Origin of the sequence: Asticcacaulis aquaticus, from assembly GCF_028550415.1 — a bacterium.
GTDB lineage: Bacteria > Pseudomonadota > Alphaproteobacteria > Caulobacterales > Caulobacteraceae > Asticcacaulis > Asticcacaulis aquaticus.
Window position 1 is genome coordinate 292365 of the sequence record NZ_JAQQKX010000003.1, and the last position, 15857, is coordinate 308221.

The window sequence follows — 15857 nt, forward strand, 5'->3', positions numbered from 1 at the left end:
GTCCTGAAAGGCCCGATTTGTCCCGTAGTTGCGTAAGGTCTTCATAATGTCTAATGTGACACGTCTGAGTGAGGGCCATCGCTATATGGGTCAGAAAATGGATTCGCTGTCGGATCCGGACGAGGCGCTGATCGCCGCCGTCGCGCGGGGTGATGCCGCCGCGACGCAGGCGCTGGTGTCGCGTAAGCTGCCGCGCGTCCTGTCGCTGGCCCGACGCCTCCTCAGTGACGCCATCGAGGCCGAGGATGTGGCGCAGGAAGCCCTGTTGCGCATGTGGAAACAGGCGCCGCACTGGGTGCCGGGACGGGCGCGGCTCGATACCTGGCTGCACAAGGTGGCGGTGAATCTGTGCTACGACCGGCTGCGGCGGCGCAAGGACACGGTCGATGCCAATGAGGTCGAACTGGTCGATACCGGGGCCAATCCGACCCAGAGGCTGGACCAGCAGCAGGCCAGCGCTCAGGTCGAGGCGGCGCTCAATGCCCTGCCGGAGCGGCAAAAACTGGCCATCGTCCTGTGCTACTATCAGGAACTGTCCAATATCGAGGCCGCCGGTCTGATGGAGGTTTCGGTGGAGGCGCTGGAAAGCCTCCTGTCGCGGGGGCGGCGTCAGCTGAAGGCGCTGCTCAGTGAACAACGCACCGATCTTCTGGGGGGCGGGCCGCCCGCAAAAGACCGGAAACCCGAACTTAAGCTTGTTACCTCTAAGCTCAGCGCATCATAGAAAGGAGCTGAAACGATGATAACCCAACCGATGACATCCGATCGCTTCGAAGCCATTGTCGAGGCCTATGGCGCCAATCCCAACCGCTGGCCCGAAGCCGAGCGCGATGCCGCCCGCGCCTTCATGCAGCGCGAACCGCAGGTCGCCCGTGCCCTGATGGCCGAGGCGCGCGGCGTCGACGCCCTGCTGGGATCGTTAGCGGCGCCCGAGCCGTCCGACACCCTGCAATGGGAGGTTCTGGCGCGCCTTATGCCCGCCGCCGTCGTCGAAAAGGTCGCCGACGAACATAATGTCGTCCCGTTCGTTGCCCCACACCGTCCGAAATCGCGCGTCATGTGGCTGGCCGGAGGGTTGGCGGCCGCCTGTGCCGCCGGGGTTATTTTCGGCGTCAATCTGGGGCTGGCCTCGACGGCCGACCTGCGCGCCGAGGACGTGCTGGTGGCGGCCAATTACAGCGATGTGGATAGCTGGTAATGGCGGAGACTGTGTCCAAAAAACCGACGGTAAAAACGTGGCTGGTGCTGTCGGTGGTGCTGAATGTCTTTCTCGCGGGATCGCTGATCGGCGCGGGTGTGATCGCCCAGAAGCATTTCAAGCCGCGTCCCGACAAGAACCTGCCGGCCCTGACGCGCATGGTCGAGGGCCTCAGCCCGGCCAATCAGGAAAAGGCACGCGCCCTGCTGACCGAAGCCGCTCTGGCTGGCGAAACCGACATGAACGAAAGCCGCACCCATCGTGAAGCGGCGACCCGACTTGTGCTGGAGGCCAATCCCGACCCTGTGGCGATTCAGGCCGAGATCATGAAGGCGCGCCGTGTCGAATCCTCCGCCAAGGACAAGATCGAGACGGCGATCCTGACTCTGCTGCTGCAATTGCCGATCGAGGAGCGGACCAAGGTCGCCGACCGTTTGATCAAGGGCCCGCAACGCGCTCGCGCCAAGGCGATGTACGACGTGAAGAAGGCCCAAGAAAAGGCTGAAAAGGAAAAGGCTGACAAGGAGAAGGCGGGCAAGGCGTCGGCGTCGGCCTCGGCGTCCTGATCGTCTTTATTCAGCCCTGTGCGCGTGGGCGCAACTGAGCACGCTGGCAATCAGCAGCCCGATCGCCGCGCCTTCCATGACCGTCGGCAACCGCGCTTCCCACAAAAAGCCGTAGAGCAGGGCGAACAGGGTCTCAAACAGGATCATCTGTCCGATCAGGCTCATCGGCAGCAGGCGGCTGGCGCGGTTCCAGAAGGCGTTGCCGATGACCGAGCAGAGGATGGCGACGCCGGTCACCACGCCAAGGAAGCGCCACCAATCGCCCTCCGAATGCGCGCCCGCGCCGAACAGAAACGCGGGAACGGCCAGCATCAGTGCCAATGCCCCGGTGACCACACCGGTCAGCAGGCTCCAGTCGTGGGCGGTGACGTCCGTCAGGCGGTTGAGCCAGCGGCTGTTGCCTACCGCATAAACGGTCCACGCGATCAGCGCGCCGAAGGCGCACAGCAGACCGCTCAGGGACCCGTGGTCCTTGCCCAGCGTGTCCCATGCCGTACAGGCAATGCCCGCGACGCCTAACACCAGTGACGGGACCAGTTTGATCAGCGGTACATGGCTGTCGCGGTGGCCCATCAGCGTTACCGTGACGGGCAGCAGGCCGATGATCAGGGTGGTCATGGCAACCCCGCCAGACTGCACGGCCTGCGCCAGCAGCACATAATAGATAATATTGCCGGTCAGGCTGAGCCAGATCAGGCCCCGCCATTCCGCGCCTTTGATCAGCGGCCTGAGCCTCGGCCATGAGGGCAGGATCAGGACGGCGGCTACCAGCCCATAGGCGAGATAACGACCGGCGGACAGTTGCAGGGCTGAGAACCCCGGCACCAACTCAGGCGTCAGAAAGACCAGCCCCCACAGGGCGCCCGCCGCGACGCCGCAGCCTATGCCCAGCCAGAGTTTCTTTTGATCGGTCATGGTTTGCCTTTTTCTTATACCTCCCTGCACTTTAGTGCGGGGAGGGGGACCATTGGCGGAGCCAATGGTGGTGGGGTGACTTGCGGAGGTTCAACAACCATCGCCTTAAATGAATAAGGCACCCCACCACCACATCTCACCACTTCGTGGTTCGTGCGGTCCCCCTCCCCGCGCCAGCGCAGGGAGGTATAATATGTTTGTGGACGTTACATGCCCTGAACCGATGTGTTTGTCTTGACCCCGCCTACGGTTCTTTTGACCCATTCTCCTGCCGACGCCAAACCGCCGGTGTCATGCCCGTCGCGTCGCGAAACGCGCGGGTCAGGGCGCTTTGGTCGGAATAACCGAGCCGGAACGCGATCTCGGCAATCGGCGCGGTCCCATCGCGCAGCAAGCGGCGGGCGTGATCAATGCGCCGTGCGGCCAGCCAGCCATGTGGCGTCAGGCCAAGGTCTTCCTGAAATACCGCGTGCAGGCGACTGATGCTCAGGCCCGCGAAACGTGCCATGATCTCGGTTGTCCACGGCTCGCCCGGTTGCGCGTCGATAGCCGCCTGCAAGGCCGTCAGCCGCGATTTCGGCTTCGGGGTTTCCAGCGTCAGGGTATCGAGCAAGAGCGGTGTCCAGTGGTGCAGAAACCCCTTGGGCCGCACATCGGCCATCAGGTGCATGGCCTCGATCAGCTTGCCCGCCGCCGGGCCGATGGAAATATAGGTGCCGTTCATCAGGCGCTCGGTCACCTCGGGCGATACCGCCGACAAATCCATATCGAGGATGAATGACCGGTTGCCGTTCGGACCGGTCTGCCCATGCCAGGCATTGGGGGCAACAAACGCCGCCGTCAGGGGATCGATGCGCCTTTCACGACCTTCGATGTCCATATGCAGCGTGCCGCTCAGCGGCAGCACCAGTTGCGCGAAGGTATGCTGATCAGGCTCAGGATCGTCGCCATAGCTGCGGATGTGAAGGTCGAGAGACGGCGGGGTAAGCATCCCCCCTTATATACCGGATCAGGCAGCGGCGATACCTGACGCCACAACGGTGCCGTCGTCGGCATCGGCCCCGGCCGCGGTTTGATCCGTCGGCAGAACGACGCTGACCGTGGTGCCCTGACCCAGCGTCGAATCGACCTCCAGACGGCCCGAATGCATCTCGATCAGCGACTTGGTCAGGGCGAGGCCGAGGCCCGTGCCTTCCTTGGTTTTCGAGAACTGGTTCTCGATCTGCTCGAACGGCTTGGCGAGGCGCTCGATGTCCTTTTCGGCGATGCCGATGCCGGTATCGGCCACATAGATATGGACATTGCTTTCGGTCGCCACCGCCGACACGGTGATCGTGCCGCCCGCCGGGGTGAATTTCACCGCATTGGTCAGGAGGTTGAGCAGGATCTGCTTGAGGGCCCGGTAATCGGCCTTGATCTCCGGCAGGGGCGGCAGGTGGACGCGCAGCTTCAGCCCGGCCTTTTCGGCGCGCTGACGGATCAGGCGCAGGGTGTCGTCGACGACTTCGTCGATCACCACGGGCTCGAAGCGCAGGTTGAGCTTGCCCGCCTCGATCTTCGACATGTCGAGAATGTCGTTGATCAGGGCCAGCAGATGCTGTCCGGAGGACAGGATATCGCCGGAATATTCCTTATAGCGCGCGTGGCCCAGCGGCCCGAACATCTCCGACGCCATGATCTCGGAGAAACCGTTGATGGCGTTGAGCGGCGTGCGCAGTTCGTGCGACATGTTGGCGAGGAATTCCGACTTGGCATGATTGGCCTGTTCGGCGCGGATCTTGGCCATTTCGTACTTCTTGGCGAGGTCGGCCTGAATACGGCGGCTCTGCTCCAGCTTGTCGACCATGCCCTGAAGCTGTTCCTCGTTGCGCCGGCTCATCTCCTCCTGCACCTTGATCGCGGTGATGTCGGCCCCGGTCACGACGCGCCCGCCTTCCAGCGTGCGGCTCTCGGAAATCTGAATCCAGCGCCCGTCGTTCAGTTCGGCTTCGATGACGCCTTCGCGGGCGTCGACCACGGCGTACTGGCGGCGGATGGCGATGGCCATGACCTTGTCGATCAGGTCGCGCTGCGCCCCCTGTTTCAGGAAGCGCGGATCGATGTTGAAGGTCCGCCCGAAGGTATCGTTCCACATGACCAGACGCCCGCGCCGGTCCCACAAGACGAAGGCGTCGGAGACCGAATTGATGGCGTCGGTCAGGCGGGCCTCGGCGCGCTGAGCCCGCGACTGTGCCATGCGTTCATCGGAGACATCGAGCGCCACGCCGGACAGGCGCGTGAAGCCGGACGGGCCTCTGCCTCCGGTCGATTGTCCGCGGGCATCCATCCACAGCGAGCGGCCCTCGGACGTCGGCACGCGGAACGAGACGTCGAGTGCGCCGTTGTGACGGGCATTGTCGAGCGCCTTCTGAAAGGCTTCGCGGTGTTCGGGGGCGATGCGCGACAGGACTTCGGTGGTGGTCGCCATGCCGCCGCCGCCCCAGCCGAACATGACGCCGGTGACGTCGGACATGAAGACCTGATCGCTGTCGAGGTCCCATTCCCAGATGCCGCAGCGCGCCGCTTCGACGGCCAGACGATAGCGTTCCTCGTTCTCGCGGTACAGTTTCGCGGCCTCGGTCGTGCGACGCCCCTGCACCAGCAGGAGCAGGCCGAACAGACCGCCGATGACCAGCGGGCCGAGGAACAGCATGGCGCCTTTCATCCATGACGAGGTCGCGGCGGCGACCGGCATGGCGTAGAGCGTGGTCAGGCCGGTATCGCCTTCGTTGGCCGCGGCGATACGCACGAAGCCGCCTTCGGTCAGCGCGCCCTGGGTGAGGCGCGCGGAATTGGCGTTGTCGCGGATATCGGCAAGGGTGACGGAGAGGGCATCCTTCACCGGCTGCCCGATCAGGGCGTCGTTCGAGGCACCGACGACCTCGCCCGAGGCGTTGATGACCAGCGCCAGATTGTCACGGGTATTCTCTGCTGCGTCGAGCGGATTGCGCATCCGTCCGACCAGCCGCGCCCGGCCGGGACCGGGATTGAATACGGCATAGGGCCGCTCGTACTTGGTCAGGCGCGACCCCAGCGCCACGATCTCGAAGCTTTTTGACGCAGCCTTCGCCGCTTCGGCCTGCAGGGTGGCCTCGTCGGCGCCCGTGCGCGCGAGGATACGGCCTTCGGCGTCGACAATCGCCAGAGACAGGAGCGCGCCGTTGGCGGTCTTCATCGCCTGCTCCAAGGCGGCGGTCACGCCTCCCGAACTATTGGCCGAACGCGCGACGTAGCTGGCGGCGGCGGCGTCCATGACGGCGCGCGAGAGCGAAACCTGCGTGTCGATGCGCGCCGCGTTCAACCGGGCATGGACCAGCCCCTGCTCGTCGCGTTCGGCCTGACCCGAGGCATAGTCGTTCTGAAGCTCATAGGTCGAGACACCGAGAAACAGCGTCAGACCGAGCGTCAGGCTGAGCGCGCCGATACGCATCCACGCCGGCATCTTCGGATTGATATTGGTCAGCAGGTTGGATTTGAGCGTCTTTTTACCACGCAGGGCTGTGGCCGCTTCTGATGAGCGACCGTCGCTATAAGCCTGTGCATTATAGCGTTGCATCTGCGCGCGCGTGTCCTGCTAAAGAATTGAATCAAAAACCCCAAATCGCGTCACGGACTGATTCGGGGTTAACGAACAGGGTAAACGCTTGGTTAATCTATTGTCGAGAGTCTTAAGGATTAATAAATCATCCCCCGCAGACTTCCTTGTGGATGGCTCGCAAGAAGAATCCACAGGCTTTTACTCGGCGTCGCCCGGCGTGGATGGGGTGGCACTGTTTGGAGATGCGTTCGGCGGCTGGTGGTCGTCGGACCAGCCTTCGCGCCGTTCGGGACCGTTATAGCTGCCGTCGTTGCGGCGGCGGCGGTCGGGGCCGAAATAGCCCTGGGTCTTGATGAAGGGGCGCGGGCGGTCGATGACGGCCGCGACCTTCTTGTGCAGTTCGGTGGCGGTGACCGGCTTGGCGCAGAATTCGTTGACGCCGGAATCGCGGGCCTTGGTCACGCGGGAGCGTTCCGAATGCGCCGTCAGCATGATGATCGGCACGTAGCGATTCGGGCTGTCGGACGAATTGCGCACAAGGTGGACGAATTCGACGCCGTCGAGTACCTCCATCATGAAATCGACGATGACGATGTCGATCGAGTCGTTCTTCAGGCGCTGAAACGCATCCGAGGCGTCGCGTGCCTCGAACACATGCACGGCGCCGAAGCCGCGCAGGATGGTTTTGACGATATTGATCATGTGGGCGTTGTCGTCGACCACCATGAACCGGACACGTTCAAGACCTGCCACGGGGAACTCCTTGGTACTGAACACGAAAAATCGTGTTACGCAGCCTATAGCCCCGAATGCTTTTCAAGGCGTTAAAAGCTCGCCGGGCCTTATGCCGCCCCCTTATGCTGCCAAGGCCTTGCCGGCCAGTTCGCTGACGTTCTTCGACAGGTCGGGTGTCGCCAGAATGCGCTCCAGCGCCGCCTTCATCAGCGAGGCGTGCGGCTCGGCGTAGCGCTTGAAGCCGCCAAAGACTTCGACCAGACGCGCGGCGGTCATCGGATTGAACTTATCGACCAGCAGGATCTGATCGGCGATGAAGTCGTAGCCTTGCCCCGATACGTCGTGGAAGACGCTGGGGTTGTTGGCGGCGAAGGCCTGCACCACCGCGCGCCAGCGGTTAGGCACGCGGGCGTCGAAATCGGGGTGCTGCGTCAGGCGGCGCACACGGTTGAGCGTCTCGGGATTGGCGCACATGGCCTGAGCCGCGAACCATTTGTCGAGCACCAGCGGTTCGGTTTTGAACATGTCGTAGAAGTGTTCCAGCGTGCCGTCATAGTCCTCGCCATGCAATTGCGCCACGGCGTTGAGACCGGCCATGAGGTCGGTCATGTTGTGCGACAGCTGGTAATGATATTGCGCGCGCCAGTTCAGCTTTTCGCGGCGGGCATCGTCGGCATCGATGTGGCTGGCCATCATCAGGTCGAGCAAAGCATTACGCAGGGCACGACGACCGGCGGATTTGGCATCCGGGCTGAACGGGGCCTGCGCTTCCAGGCGTTCGTCCTCGAAACGCTCGTACAGCGCTTCGATATCATCGAACAGGGCATTGGACAGCTCGGCCTTGAAAGCGCTGCGGCGGGCGTGGATATAGGCCGGATCGACCGGTGTCAGAATCTGCGCCAGATCGGGCTCGGTCGGCAGGCCGATGATCAACGCCTTGAACGCGTCATCTAGCGTGTCGTCGGCCAGCGTCGCACGCAGAGCCTCGGCATAGGCCGCGGCGGTGCCCGTCGCCGACAGGATCAGATCCTTGGCGAGGCTTTGCGCCGCTTCCCAGCGGTTGAACGGATCGGCATCGCCACGGAAACGGGCGAATTTATGGGCGTCGAGCTCGGTGAGGGTCAGCTTGACCGGGGCCGAAAACCGCCGCAGGGCCGAGACTACCGGCGCCACAGCAACATCCTCCAGCACCAGTTCGGCTTCGGCCTCGCGCAGGACGAACAGGGTGTCGCTGACCGTCTCGCCATCGATCGTAAAGGTCAGGGGCGCGCCGTCTTCGGACAGAAGGCCCAGACGGACGGGGATCGGCACCGGGTGCTTGTTGGCCTGCGCCGGAGTGGGGTGGGTGACCTGCGCCAGCGCCAGGGTCAGGCGCTGTGTTTCGGCGTCGTAAGAAGGCGTTATGCTGAGGTGCGGCGTTCCCGCCTGCACATACCATTTCAGCCACGGCGCGAAGTCCTCGCCGGTCACCGCTTCGAAGCTCTTGAGAAAATCTTCCAGTGTTGCCGCCGTGCCATCATTGGTCTGGAAATAGTGGTCGAGCGCCTTACGATACACCTCCGGCCCGACATAGGTCTTCAGCATACCGACGATTTCCGCGCCCTTCTCATAGATGGTCGCGGTGTAGAAATTGTCGATCTTGAGATAGGAGGAAGGGCGCACAGGGTGGGCGAGGGGGCCAGCATCTTCGGGGAATTGGCGGGCGCGCAAAGCCTTGACGTCCTTGATGCGCTGAACCGCATCGCCGCGCATATCAGCGCTGAACCCCTGATCGCGGAAGACGGTCAGGCCCTCCTTGAGGCACAGTTGGAACCAGTCGCGGCAGGTGACGCGATTGCCCGACCAGTTGTGGAAATATTCGTGGGCGATGACGCTTTCGATGCGCTCGTAGTCGAGGTCGGTCACCGTGTCCGGATCGGCCAGCAGCAGCGAGGCGTTGAAGATGTTCAGGCCCTTGTTTTCCATGGCCCCGAAGTTGAAATCGCGCACGGCGACGATCATGAACAGGTCGAGATCGTACTCAAGGCCATAGACCTCCTCGTCCCAGCGCATCGAGCGTTTCAGCGCATCCATGGCGTAGGCGGCGCGCTCGCGCATCCCCGTATCGACGTAGATTTTCAGATCGACCTTGCGTCCGGACGCCGTGGTGAAAGCGTCTTCCAACACGTCCAGTTCCCCGGCGACCAGCGCGAACAGGTAGGACGGTTTGAAGAACGGGTCTTCCCAGATGGCGTAGTGCGCGTCGCCGTCTTCGCCCGCATCGATCAGGTTGCCGTTCGACAGCAGGTACGGGAACCCGGCCTTCGGTGCGCGGACGGTCACGGTGAATTTCGACAGGACATCGGGGCGGTCGGGGAAATAGACGATCTTGCGGAAGCCCTCGGCCTCGCACTGCGTACAGTAACGGCCCGACGACATGTAGAGGCCCTCCAGCGTCTTGTTGTCCTGCGGATTGATCTGGACGGCGATGTCCAGCGTGAAGCGATCCGGCACGTCGCCGATCGTCAGGGTTTCCGGCGTCACCTCGTAATCAGAGGTTTCCAGCGCGCGACCATCGAGCGATACGCCCAGAAGTTTCAACCGTTCGCCCAGCAGCACCAAGGGGGCCTCGGCGGCCCCGATGCGCTCCAGCGTCAGGGTGGCCGTGACCTTTGTTTCGGTCGGATGCAGATCGAAGACCAGTTTCGTGTCCGAGACGCGGAAGTCGGGCGCCTTATAGTCGGTGAGGCGGATCGGGCGGGCGATTTCAGTGCGCATGAGGTGGCTCGGCAAAAAGAAGAACCGTCAAGCTATAGCAGGTTCGTCCTTACCGGCATTACAAATTTATGATGCGGAAATGATCACGCCGGACTCAAGGCCCGCAGCTTCTGCGCCAGCAGATCGGGCTGGATCGGTTTGGATAGATAATCGTCCATCCCCGCATCGAGGCAACGTTCACGATCCCCGGCCAGGGCGTGCGCGGTCACGCCGATGATGCGATGCCGCAGGCCCTTGCCGCCTTCCCAGTCGCGAATGCGGCGGGTGGTCTCGAAGCCATCCATTTCGTGCATCTGCACGTCCATCAGGATGGCGTGATACGGGCGATCCGCGCTTTCGATCCGCGCCAGCGCTTCGGCGCCGGACTCGGCGGCCTCGGCCTCAAAGCCCATCTCCTCCAGCATCAGGGTGGCGACCATGATGTTCGGCGCGTAGTCCTCGACAATCAGCACGCGGGCGCGCTCTCCGGCCTCGACCGCAGGCGCTGGCAAGGTCTCGACCGGTGCGGCGATGACCGCGGCGGGCAGGGTCAGGCGCACGACGAAGGTCGAGCCCGCGCCTTCGCGGCTTTCGACCGAAATATCGCCGCCCATGACGTCCATCAGCGCCCGCGCAATCGACAGACCCAGCCCCGACCCGCCGAAGCGCCGGGTGATCGAGGCATCGGCTTGGGTGAATTTGTCGAAGATCTGGGCACGCTTGGCCTCGGCAATCCCGATGCCGGTGTCGCGAACGCTGAAGGTCAGGGCGATGTGGTCACCGACCTTTTCACTTTCACCGGTCAGTTCGATTTCGCCCGCCGAGGTGAATTTCAGCGCGTTGGAAATCAGGTTCATCAGCACCTGCTGCAGACGGGTGCGGTCGCCGGTAACGGCGAAGCCCTGCATCCGGTCATCGACCCCGAAGGCCAGCCCCTTGCGCTCGATATCCTGCGCGAACATCATCTTGAGGTCGGCCAGCACGTCGGAGGGCCGGAAGGCGGTGCTTTCCAGTTCGATCCGGTTGTCTTCGATGCGGGAAATGTCGAGCAGATCGTTGATCAGACGCAGCAGCAATTGCGCATTGGTGCGCAGGGTCTCGACGATGCGGTACTGATCGTCGTTGAGCGGCGACTTGATCAGGATGTCTGACAGGCCGGTCACCACGTTCATAGGGGTGCGGATCTCGTGGCTCATCGTCGCCAGAAAATCGGTCTTCGCCTGAGAGGCGGCTTCGGCGCGTTCCTTGGCCTGCTGCAGTTCGTGGCGCTGGCGCACGTTTTCGCGCAGCAGCTTTTCCTTGGTGAAGGCGGCCTGCATGACCGCGGGCAGCAGGTCCAGATAGGCCTGATTGATATCCTTGACCGCATAGTCGGCGGCACCCTGCTCCATGGCGGCGATGGCGATGCGCTCATCCCCACCGGCGGTAAGGATGATCACCGGTGTCGTGTCCTCGCGCGTTTTCATCTCGCGCAGCATCTCAAGACCGTTCATGCCCGGCAGGTTGTAGTCGAGCAGGATCAGGTCGAAGGGCGCCTCTTCGAGCATCTTCAGCCCGGCCTCGGCCGTTTCGGCCAGCTCGACGGTCAGTCCGTGCCGCTGCATCCGTTTTTGCAGCAGGCGGCCCAGCGCATCGTCGTCTTCGATATAGAGGATGGTCGTCAGCGGGGTATTGGGCATCGGGTATCCTATTTCGCCGTCACGTGCGGCACCTGCACCACGGCCAGCATCAGACCCAGCTTGCGAATGGCGTCGGAGAAATTGTCGTACTCGACCGGCTTGGTAATATAGACATTGCACCCCAGTTCGTAGCAGCGGTCGATTTCGCGCGGGTTGTCGGTGGTGGTCAGGACGATGACCGGAATGGCCCGCGTCGCCGGGTCGCCTTTCAGGCGGCGCAGAATCTCATAGCCATCGATATGGGGCAAATTAAGGTCGAGCAGGACCAGCGATTTCTGATGCTGTTCCTTGTTCTGGTCGTCGCTCAGGCCATTGTTGAAGAAATGGTCGATAGCCTTTTGTCCGTCGTCGAAATGGATGATCGGATTGCCGATCCCGGCGCGCTCCAGATTCTTGCGGATCAGCTTCGCGTGACCGGCGTCGTCCTCGATCATGATCAGGGTGAACTGGGCGTCGAATCTATTGATGATCATGCGGATATCCTGACATCGTCAGCGGGCGGCGTCACCGGTTCGGTGATGGCGGCGCGTTTCGGAAGGCGAAAGTGAAAGCGTGTGCCGTCATCGATCGCCGATTCAAACCATATACCGCCTGACAGCCGCCGCAAGGTCGCCTTGACATAGGCCATGCCGAGCCCCAGCCCGCCGACCTCGGTCGTGTTGCGGGCGCGGCGGAAGATTTCGAACACCTTGGGCTTGTCGACCTCATCGATGCCGCGCCCGTTATCGGCGACGGTGAAGATGAAGTCATTGGACGTTTCGCGGACCGAAACCTCGATACGCCCCGGAACGTCGGTGCGCAGATATTTCACGGCGTTGTCGAGCAGGTTGCCGAAGATTTGCTCCAGCGCAATGGGATCGGTGACCAGCACGGGTAGGGGCTGGCAGTCGATGGTAATGCCCTTGTGCGTGATATCGTAGCCGAGCGCGCCAATACACTTGTCGAACACCGCCTGAGCGTCGACCTTTTCCAGAGTGAAGACGCGCTTGCCGATGCGCGACAGGTCGAGAATGGCCCGCGTCAGGCTGTCCATGCGCTCGACGCCCTTGGCGATGAAACCCAGCGCTTCGGGGATGTCCTCGCCCAGCGCCGTATCGAGTATTTTGCGGGAGGCCTGATCGAACTGCGCCTCATAGGGCTTTAGCGCCGCCGTCACGTCGGTGACCGATAGTTGCAACTCCTTCGAGAAGCCTTTCAGATTGACCAGCGGCGACCGCAGGTCGTGCGAGGTGATATAGGTGAAGGTTTCCAGATCGGCGTAAAGCTGGCGCAACTCCTCTTCGCGCTGCTTTTGTTCGGTGATGTCGGCGTGGGTGCCGATCATCGTCTTGAACGAACTGAAATCGTCGCCGATGCCGACGCCGCGCGACAGGATCCAGCGGTAGGTCCCGTCCTTGTGCCTCATGCGGAAGACGTTGCGATAGACCGCATCGCTGCCGTCCATATAGCGCTTGAGGGCGGCATCGGCGTCGGCGCGGTCGTCGGGATGGATCAGGTTGCGCATGACCTGAGCCTCGTTGGCGATTTCGTCCGGGCCGTAGCCCAGCATGGCCTTGTAGGCGGCGGAGCAATAGAACTCATCGGTGAGGAAATTGATCTCGAACAGGCCGTCATTGATGCCTTCGGTGACCTCGCGATAGCGCTGCTGACTGGCTTCCTGTGCCGCCAGCCGCGCCTGAAATTCGGTCTCCAGATTGATGATGGTCACCGTCCCCATCAGCATGATGCCGATCAGCAGGACATTGCCGATGACCACGGTGTAGAAGAAATTGCTGCGCTCGGTCTTTGCCTCGGCGGCCTGCAAACGGACCTTGATCAGACGCTTGACCGTATTGGTTTCGATCAGGCGGCGGATATTGGCCATTTCCCGCGTCTGTTTCTCGAAAGTCCGTAACTGTATCGCCTGACCGCGTTCCAGGGTGCGATTCTCGATCTGGTCGTCCAGCACCTTGCGGAAGGCCCGAATGCGATCGATCCAGATATAGAGGTCTGCGGCGGAGTCGGGGTCCCGGCGCAGGATCAGGCCGCTCAGGGAACTCAGGTCGCGCTCCAGCATCTTGCGCGCCACCATATAGGCCTCCAGCGTCGTCGGCTCGCCGGAAATCAGATAGGCATGCACGCCCGTTTCCATGTCGAGCAGGTCGATGACCACGACCCGGCTCAGGCGTATCATTTCGTACTCGTATAACGCGGCGTCATTGCGCGCCTGAATGCGCTCATAATGCTTATAGACGATGAAGGAGAAGGCGACGACGGCGATGGAAATCAGCGCGAACATGACGAAGTAGTAGTGTTTGCGCCTGAGCAACCCCTGCCACATCATCGTTTCTGTTCCCCGCTCGGCCGGTGCGGTTTTGCGCGCACCGAAAATGTCAGTAAGGCCTAATGCCGCTTATGGCATTAGGCCTGTAAATTATCGGATTAGTCCAGACTTAGTTCTTGGCGTCCTTGGCGGCGTCCTGAACGACTTCACCGGTCTTTTCGACGTCCTTGCCGGCGCCTTCGATGGTGTTGCAGGCATTGAGCGCGGGGATGGCCAGGGCCAGACCGGCGATGAACAGCAGCTTGGTGGTTTTCGTGATCATCTGTATATCCTTTTGATCGCGCCCGTTTAGCCTCAGGCGGTGTAAAACGATTTCCCCATCGTGGGATTACAGTGCCCGCGCGACGGTAATGGGTCGATGCCGCGTGCCGGGGGAATTGTAAAAAAATCGCAAGGAAAATCAGGAAGCTTTTTTACTGTGGCTTAATCCCTGCCGAAACGCCCTGAAGACTCCGGCGGCACCACTTAGCGTCCGGGTGACGGTCTTCTGACCGGGCAGGCTGGTCCCTTCGCCGATCAGGGTATCGAAGGTGCGATGAACCGTCCTCTGCGCCCGCACCAGCGCCCAGCCGATGAGGCAAAGCAACAGGATGATGCCGGCACCGACGAACAGTCCCGCGCTCAGATTGCCCATTCCGGCATGAACCATCAGGCTGAACAGCAGCCACAGGCCGGTGAAGACCAGCAGGGCCAGCGCCGCCATGGCGAACACGATCAGGGCAAACAACACCGCCAGAGCGCCCAGAAGCGCCTGAATATGCGGTTTCACCGAATGCATCCGGTGCCGTGTGAGAAGAAGATCGACGACCTGAGCGACAAGCGACATCATATTGCCCCGTTTGAAACGACAGCGGGCGAAGTCCGCTAAGACTTCGCCCGCATCAGAAAGCGTAGGTCAGGCTTAACGCTTGATCAGCATGCCGAGCAGAACCCCGGCACCCAGCGCAATCAGGCCCGTGCGGACCGGATTGTCATGCACTTCCTTGTTCAGGCGGCCACCGGCGGTGTTCAGATGACCCTGAGCGTCGTCGAAAAAGGTGCGCACCTTGGCCCCGGCTTCGCTGGCGCGATGGGTCAGGTCTTCGATGACCTTGTGCGCACCGTCCTCGGCCTTGTTCAGCGCGCGCTCGGCGTCCGAACGGACATCATGTTCGGCCAGAACCTTGGTGACACCGGCGGCGGCTTTGGTAGCGGGGGACAACATGGTGACTCTCCTGTCGTGAATTTGAATGAATCGGGCTTCGGGGGAGGGGAGAAAGGGGTGTCACATCCACACGGATCGCGGGGCGGGGGGATGTCTGACACGGAGGGCTGTGTGTGGACTGCGCAAAACGAGGATGGGGGGTGTCTCGTCTTGTCCGTGTCGGCTGATCCGTGTGGATGTGATGATTTGAAGTTACCGGCGGCTATTTAAGGATGCCATGCCCTTGCGCGGGCGCAAAAATAAGCGCGGAATAAAGGTTTTCGCGGCCGTTCGATCCTGACGGCATACTTACGCCAAACCCTTGGCAAACCAAGCGAAACCTGACGTTTCTCCTGTCAGTATGAAGGCGTCAGTCGCCTGCATCTCAGGGTGTTACGGGGCTGCTCACATTCACCCAAATCAGGAGTAAACACATGAGCAATTTTAAGGGTTCGATCAAGGAAACTGCCGGTGCCGCCGAAGAAGAACTGGGCGAAGCCATCGGCAATGACAAGATGGCCGTCGACGGCCGCAAGCTGCGTAACGAAGGCCGTATCGAAAAGGGCAAGCTGCCTAAGGTCAATCCGGTCGGTTCTGAAAAGCCGTAAGGTTTAACGGCACGACGCCTGGCAACAAAAACACCCCCGGTCACTAACCGGGGGTGTTTTTGTCATTTTTAACATCCTTCCCCGTTTATTGGGAAGGTGGTGGACAAACGCGAAGCGATTGGACGTCGGAAGGTGGAAGCGGTGCTTCAAATAAATCTGACAGTGTTAGGGGGCGCGACGGTTTACCCCTTCCGTCAGTTCAGCCTGACGGCTGCCCTGCCACCTTCCCCGTAAACGGGGAAGGATGTAAGCGTCTGTGGCCCGGCAAAGCTGGGCAGAAGTGAGGGTTTTACAACCGTACGACTTTGGCGGCTTGTGAAGCGGTCTCAGACGGCGT

The 15857-nt window shown here is 61.8% G+C and carries 15 protein-coding genes; 4 read left to right on the forward strand and 11 right to left on the reverse strand.

The window, feature by feature from the left end; translation table 11 throughout:
* Window positions 1–97: 97 nt before the first annotated feature.
* From PQU92_RS06140 to PQU92_RS06150, 3 genes are read left to right on the forward strand one after another with little or no spacing between them, the layout of a single operon-like run.
* Window positions 98–724, forward strand: coding sequence for an RNA polymerase sigma factor (locus PQU92_RS06140; RefSeq protein WP_272747348.1), 627 nt, complete (start codon window positions 98–100; stop codon window positions 722–724).
* 15 nt (window positions 725–739) lie between these two features.
* Complete coding sequence (locus PQU92_RS06145) at window positions 740–1198, forward strand: hypothetical protein (RefSeq protein WP_272747326.1); 459 nt, start codon at window positions 740–742, stop codon at window positions 1196–1198.
* Between the two features lie 11 nt (window positions 1199–1209).
* Entirely contained in the window at window positions 1210–1764 is a 555-nt protein-coding gene (locus PQU92_RS06150) for a periplasmic heavy metal sensor (protein ID WP_272747327.1), read from the forward strand.
* A 6-nt stretch (window positions 1765–1770) separates the two neighbouring features.
* On the opposite strand, the gene PQU92_RS06155 is transcribed toward PQU92_RS06150, so the two are convergent.
* The 11 genes from PQU92_RS06155 to PQU92_RS06205 form a co-directional block, all read right to left on the reverse strand.
* Complete coding sequence (locus tag PQU92_RS06155) at window positions 1771–2679, reverse strand: DMT family transporter (RefSeq protein ID WP_272747328.1); 909 nt, start codon at window positions 2677–2679, stop codon at window positions 1771–1773.
* Between the two features lie 244 nt (window positions 2680–2923).
* The gene (locus PQU92_RS06160) at window positions 2924–3670 is read right to left on the reverse strand and encodes an AraC family transcriptional regulator (RefSeq protein ID WP_272747329.1); all 747 of its coding nucleotides are present in this window, start codon (window positions 3668–3670) and stop codon (window positions 2924–2926) included.
* A gap of 18 nt (window positions 3671–3688) precedes the next feature.
* Complete coding sequence (locus tag PQU92_RS06165) at window positions 3689–6274, reverse strand: PAS domain-containing sensor histidine kinase (RefSeq protein WP_272747330.1); 2586 nt, start codon at window positions 6272–6274, stop codon at window positions 3689–3691.
* A gap of 180 nt (window positions 6275–6454) precedes the next feature.
* A complete protein-coding gene (locus PQU92_RS06170) occupies window positions 6455–7009 on the reverse strand; it encodes a response regulator (protein WP_272747331.1) in 555 nt (184 codons plus the stop codon).
* 102 nt (window positions 7010–7111) lie between these two features.
* Complete coding sequence (pepN, locus tag PQU92_RS06175) at window positions 7112–9748, reverse strand: aminopeptidase N (RefSeq protein WP_272747332.1); 2637 nt, start codon at window positions 9746–9748, stop codon at window positions 7112–7114.
* 83 nt (window positions 9749–9831) lie between these two features.
* Window positions 9832–11406 (reverse strand): response regulator, encoded by a 1575-nt coding sequence (locus tag PQU92_RS06180; RefSeq protein WP_272747333.1) that lies wholly within the window; start codon window positions 11404–11406, stop codon window positions 9832–9834.
* An 8-nt stretch (window positions 11407–11414) separates the two neighbouring features.
* Entirely contained in the window at window positions 11415–11879 is a 465-nt protein-coding gene (locus tag PQU92_RS06185; RefSeq protein WP_272747334.1) for a response regulator, read from the reverse strand.
* On the reverse strand, window positions 11876–13726 hold the full coding sequence (locus PQU92_RS06190) for a sensor histidine kinase (protein ID WP_272747335.1): 1851 nt from the start codon (window positions 13724–13726) through the stop codon (window positions 11876–11878). The genes PQU92_RS06185 and PQU92_RS06190 overlap by 4 nt, the downstream gene beginning before the upstream one ends.
* A gap of 112 nt (window positions 13727–13838) precedes the next feature.
* On the reverse strand, window positions 13839–13991 hold the full coding sequence (locus PQU92_RS06195) for an entericidin A/B family lipoprotein (RefSeq protein WP_272747336.1): 153 nt from the start codon (window positions 13989–13991) through the stop codon (window positions 13839–13841).
* Between the two features lie 138 nt (window positions 13992–14129).
* The gene (locus PQU92_RS06200; protein ID WP_272747337.1) at window positions 14130–14558 is read right to left on the reverse strand and encodes a hypothetical protein; all 429 of its coding nucleotides are present in this window, start codon (window positions 14556–14558) and stop codon (window positions 14130–14132) included.
* Window positions 14559–14630: 72 nt separating this feature from the next.
* Window positions 14631–14933 (reverse strand): hypothetical protein, encoded by a 303-nt coding sequence (locus tag PQU92_RS06205; RefSeq protein WP_272747338.1) that lies wholly within the window; start codon window positions 14931–14933, stop codon window positions 14631–14633.
* Window positions 14934–15346: 413 nt separating this feature from the next.
* On the opposite strand from PQU92_RS06205, the gene PQU92_RS06210 reads away from it, so the two are divergent.
* Window positions 15347–15520, forward strand: a complete 174-nt coding sequence (locus PQU92_RS06210; RefSeq protein ID WP_272747339.1) for a hypothetical protein — start codon at window positions 15347–15349, stop codon at window positions 15518–15520.
* Window positions 15521–15857: the final 337 nt, after the last annotated feature.

Bases quoted from the DNA above. Each gene is read 5' to 3' on its own strand.
- PQU92_RS06140 (WP_272747348.1), top strand. From the start codon at position 98: ATGGATTCGCTGTCGGATCCGGACGAGGCGCTGATCGCCGCCGTCGCG.
- PQU92_RS06145 (WP_272747326.1), top strand. From the start codon at position 740: ATGATAACCCAACCGATGACATCCGATCGCTTCGAAGCCATTGTCGAG.
- PQU92_RS06155 (WP_272747328.1), bottom strand. From the start codon at position 2,679: ATGACCGATCAAAAGAAACTCTGGCTGGGCATAGGCTGCGGCGTCGCG.
- PQU92_RS06160 (WP_272747329.1), bottom strand. From the start codon at position 3,670: ATGCTTACCCCGCCGTCTCTCGACCTTCACATCCGCAGCTATGGCGAC.
- PQU92_RS06165 (WP_272747330.1), bottom strand. From the start codon at position 6,274: ATGCAACGCTATAATGCACAGGCTTATAGCGACGGTCGCTCATCAGAA.
- pepN (WP_272747332.1), bottom strand. From the start codon at position 9,748: ATGCGCACTGAAATCGCCCGCCCGATCCGCCTCACCGACTATAAGGCG.
- PQU92_RS06180 (WP_272747333.1), bottom strand. From the start codon at position 11,406: ATGCCCAATACCCCGCTGACGACCATCCTCTATATCGAAGACGACGAT.
- PQU92_RS06185 (WP_272747334.1), bottom strand. From the start codon at position 11,879: ATGATCATCAATAGATTCGACGCCCAGTTCACCCTGATCATGATCGAG.
- PQU92_RS06190 (WP_272747335.1), bottom strand. From the start codon at position 13,726: ATGTGGCAGGGGTTGCTCAGGCGCAAACACTACTACTTCGTCATGTTC.
- PQU92_RS06195 (WP_272747336.1), bottom strand. From the start codon at position 13,991: ATGATCACGAAAACCACCAAGCTGCTGTTCATCGCCGGTCTGGCCCTG.
- PQU92_RS06200 (WP_272747337.1), bottom strand. From the start codon at position 14,558: ATGATGTCGCTTGTCGCTCAGGTCGTCGATCTTCTTCTCACACGGCAC.
- PQU92_RS06205 (WP_272747338.1), bottom strand. From the start codon at position 14,933: ATGTTGTCCCCCGCTACCAAAGCCGCCGCCGGTGTCACCAAGGTTCTG.
- PQU92_RS06210 (WP_272747339.1), top strand. From the start codon at position 15,347: ATGAGCAATTTTAAGGGTTCGATCAAGGAAACTGCCGGTGCCGCCGAA.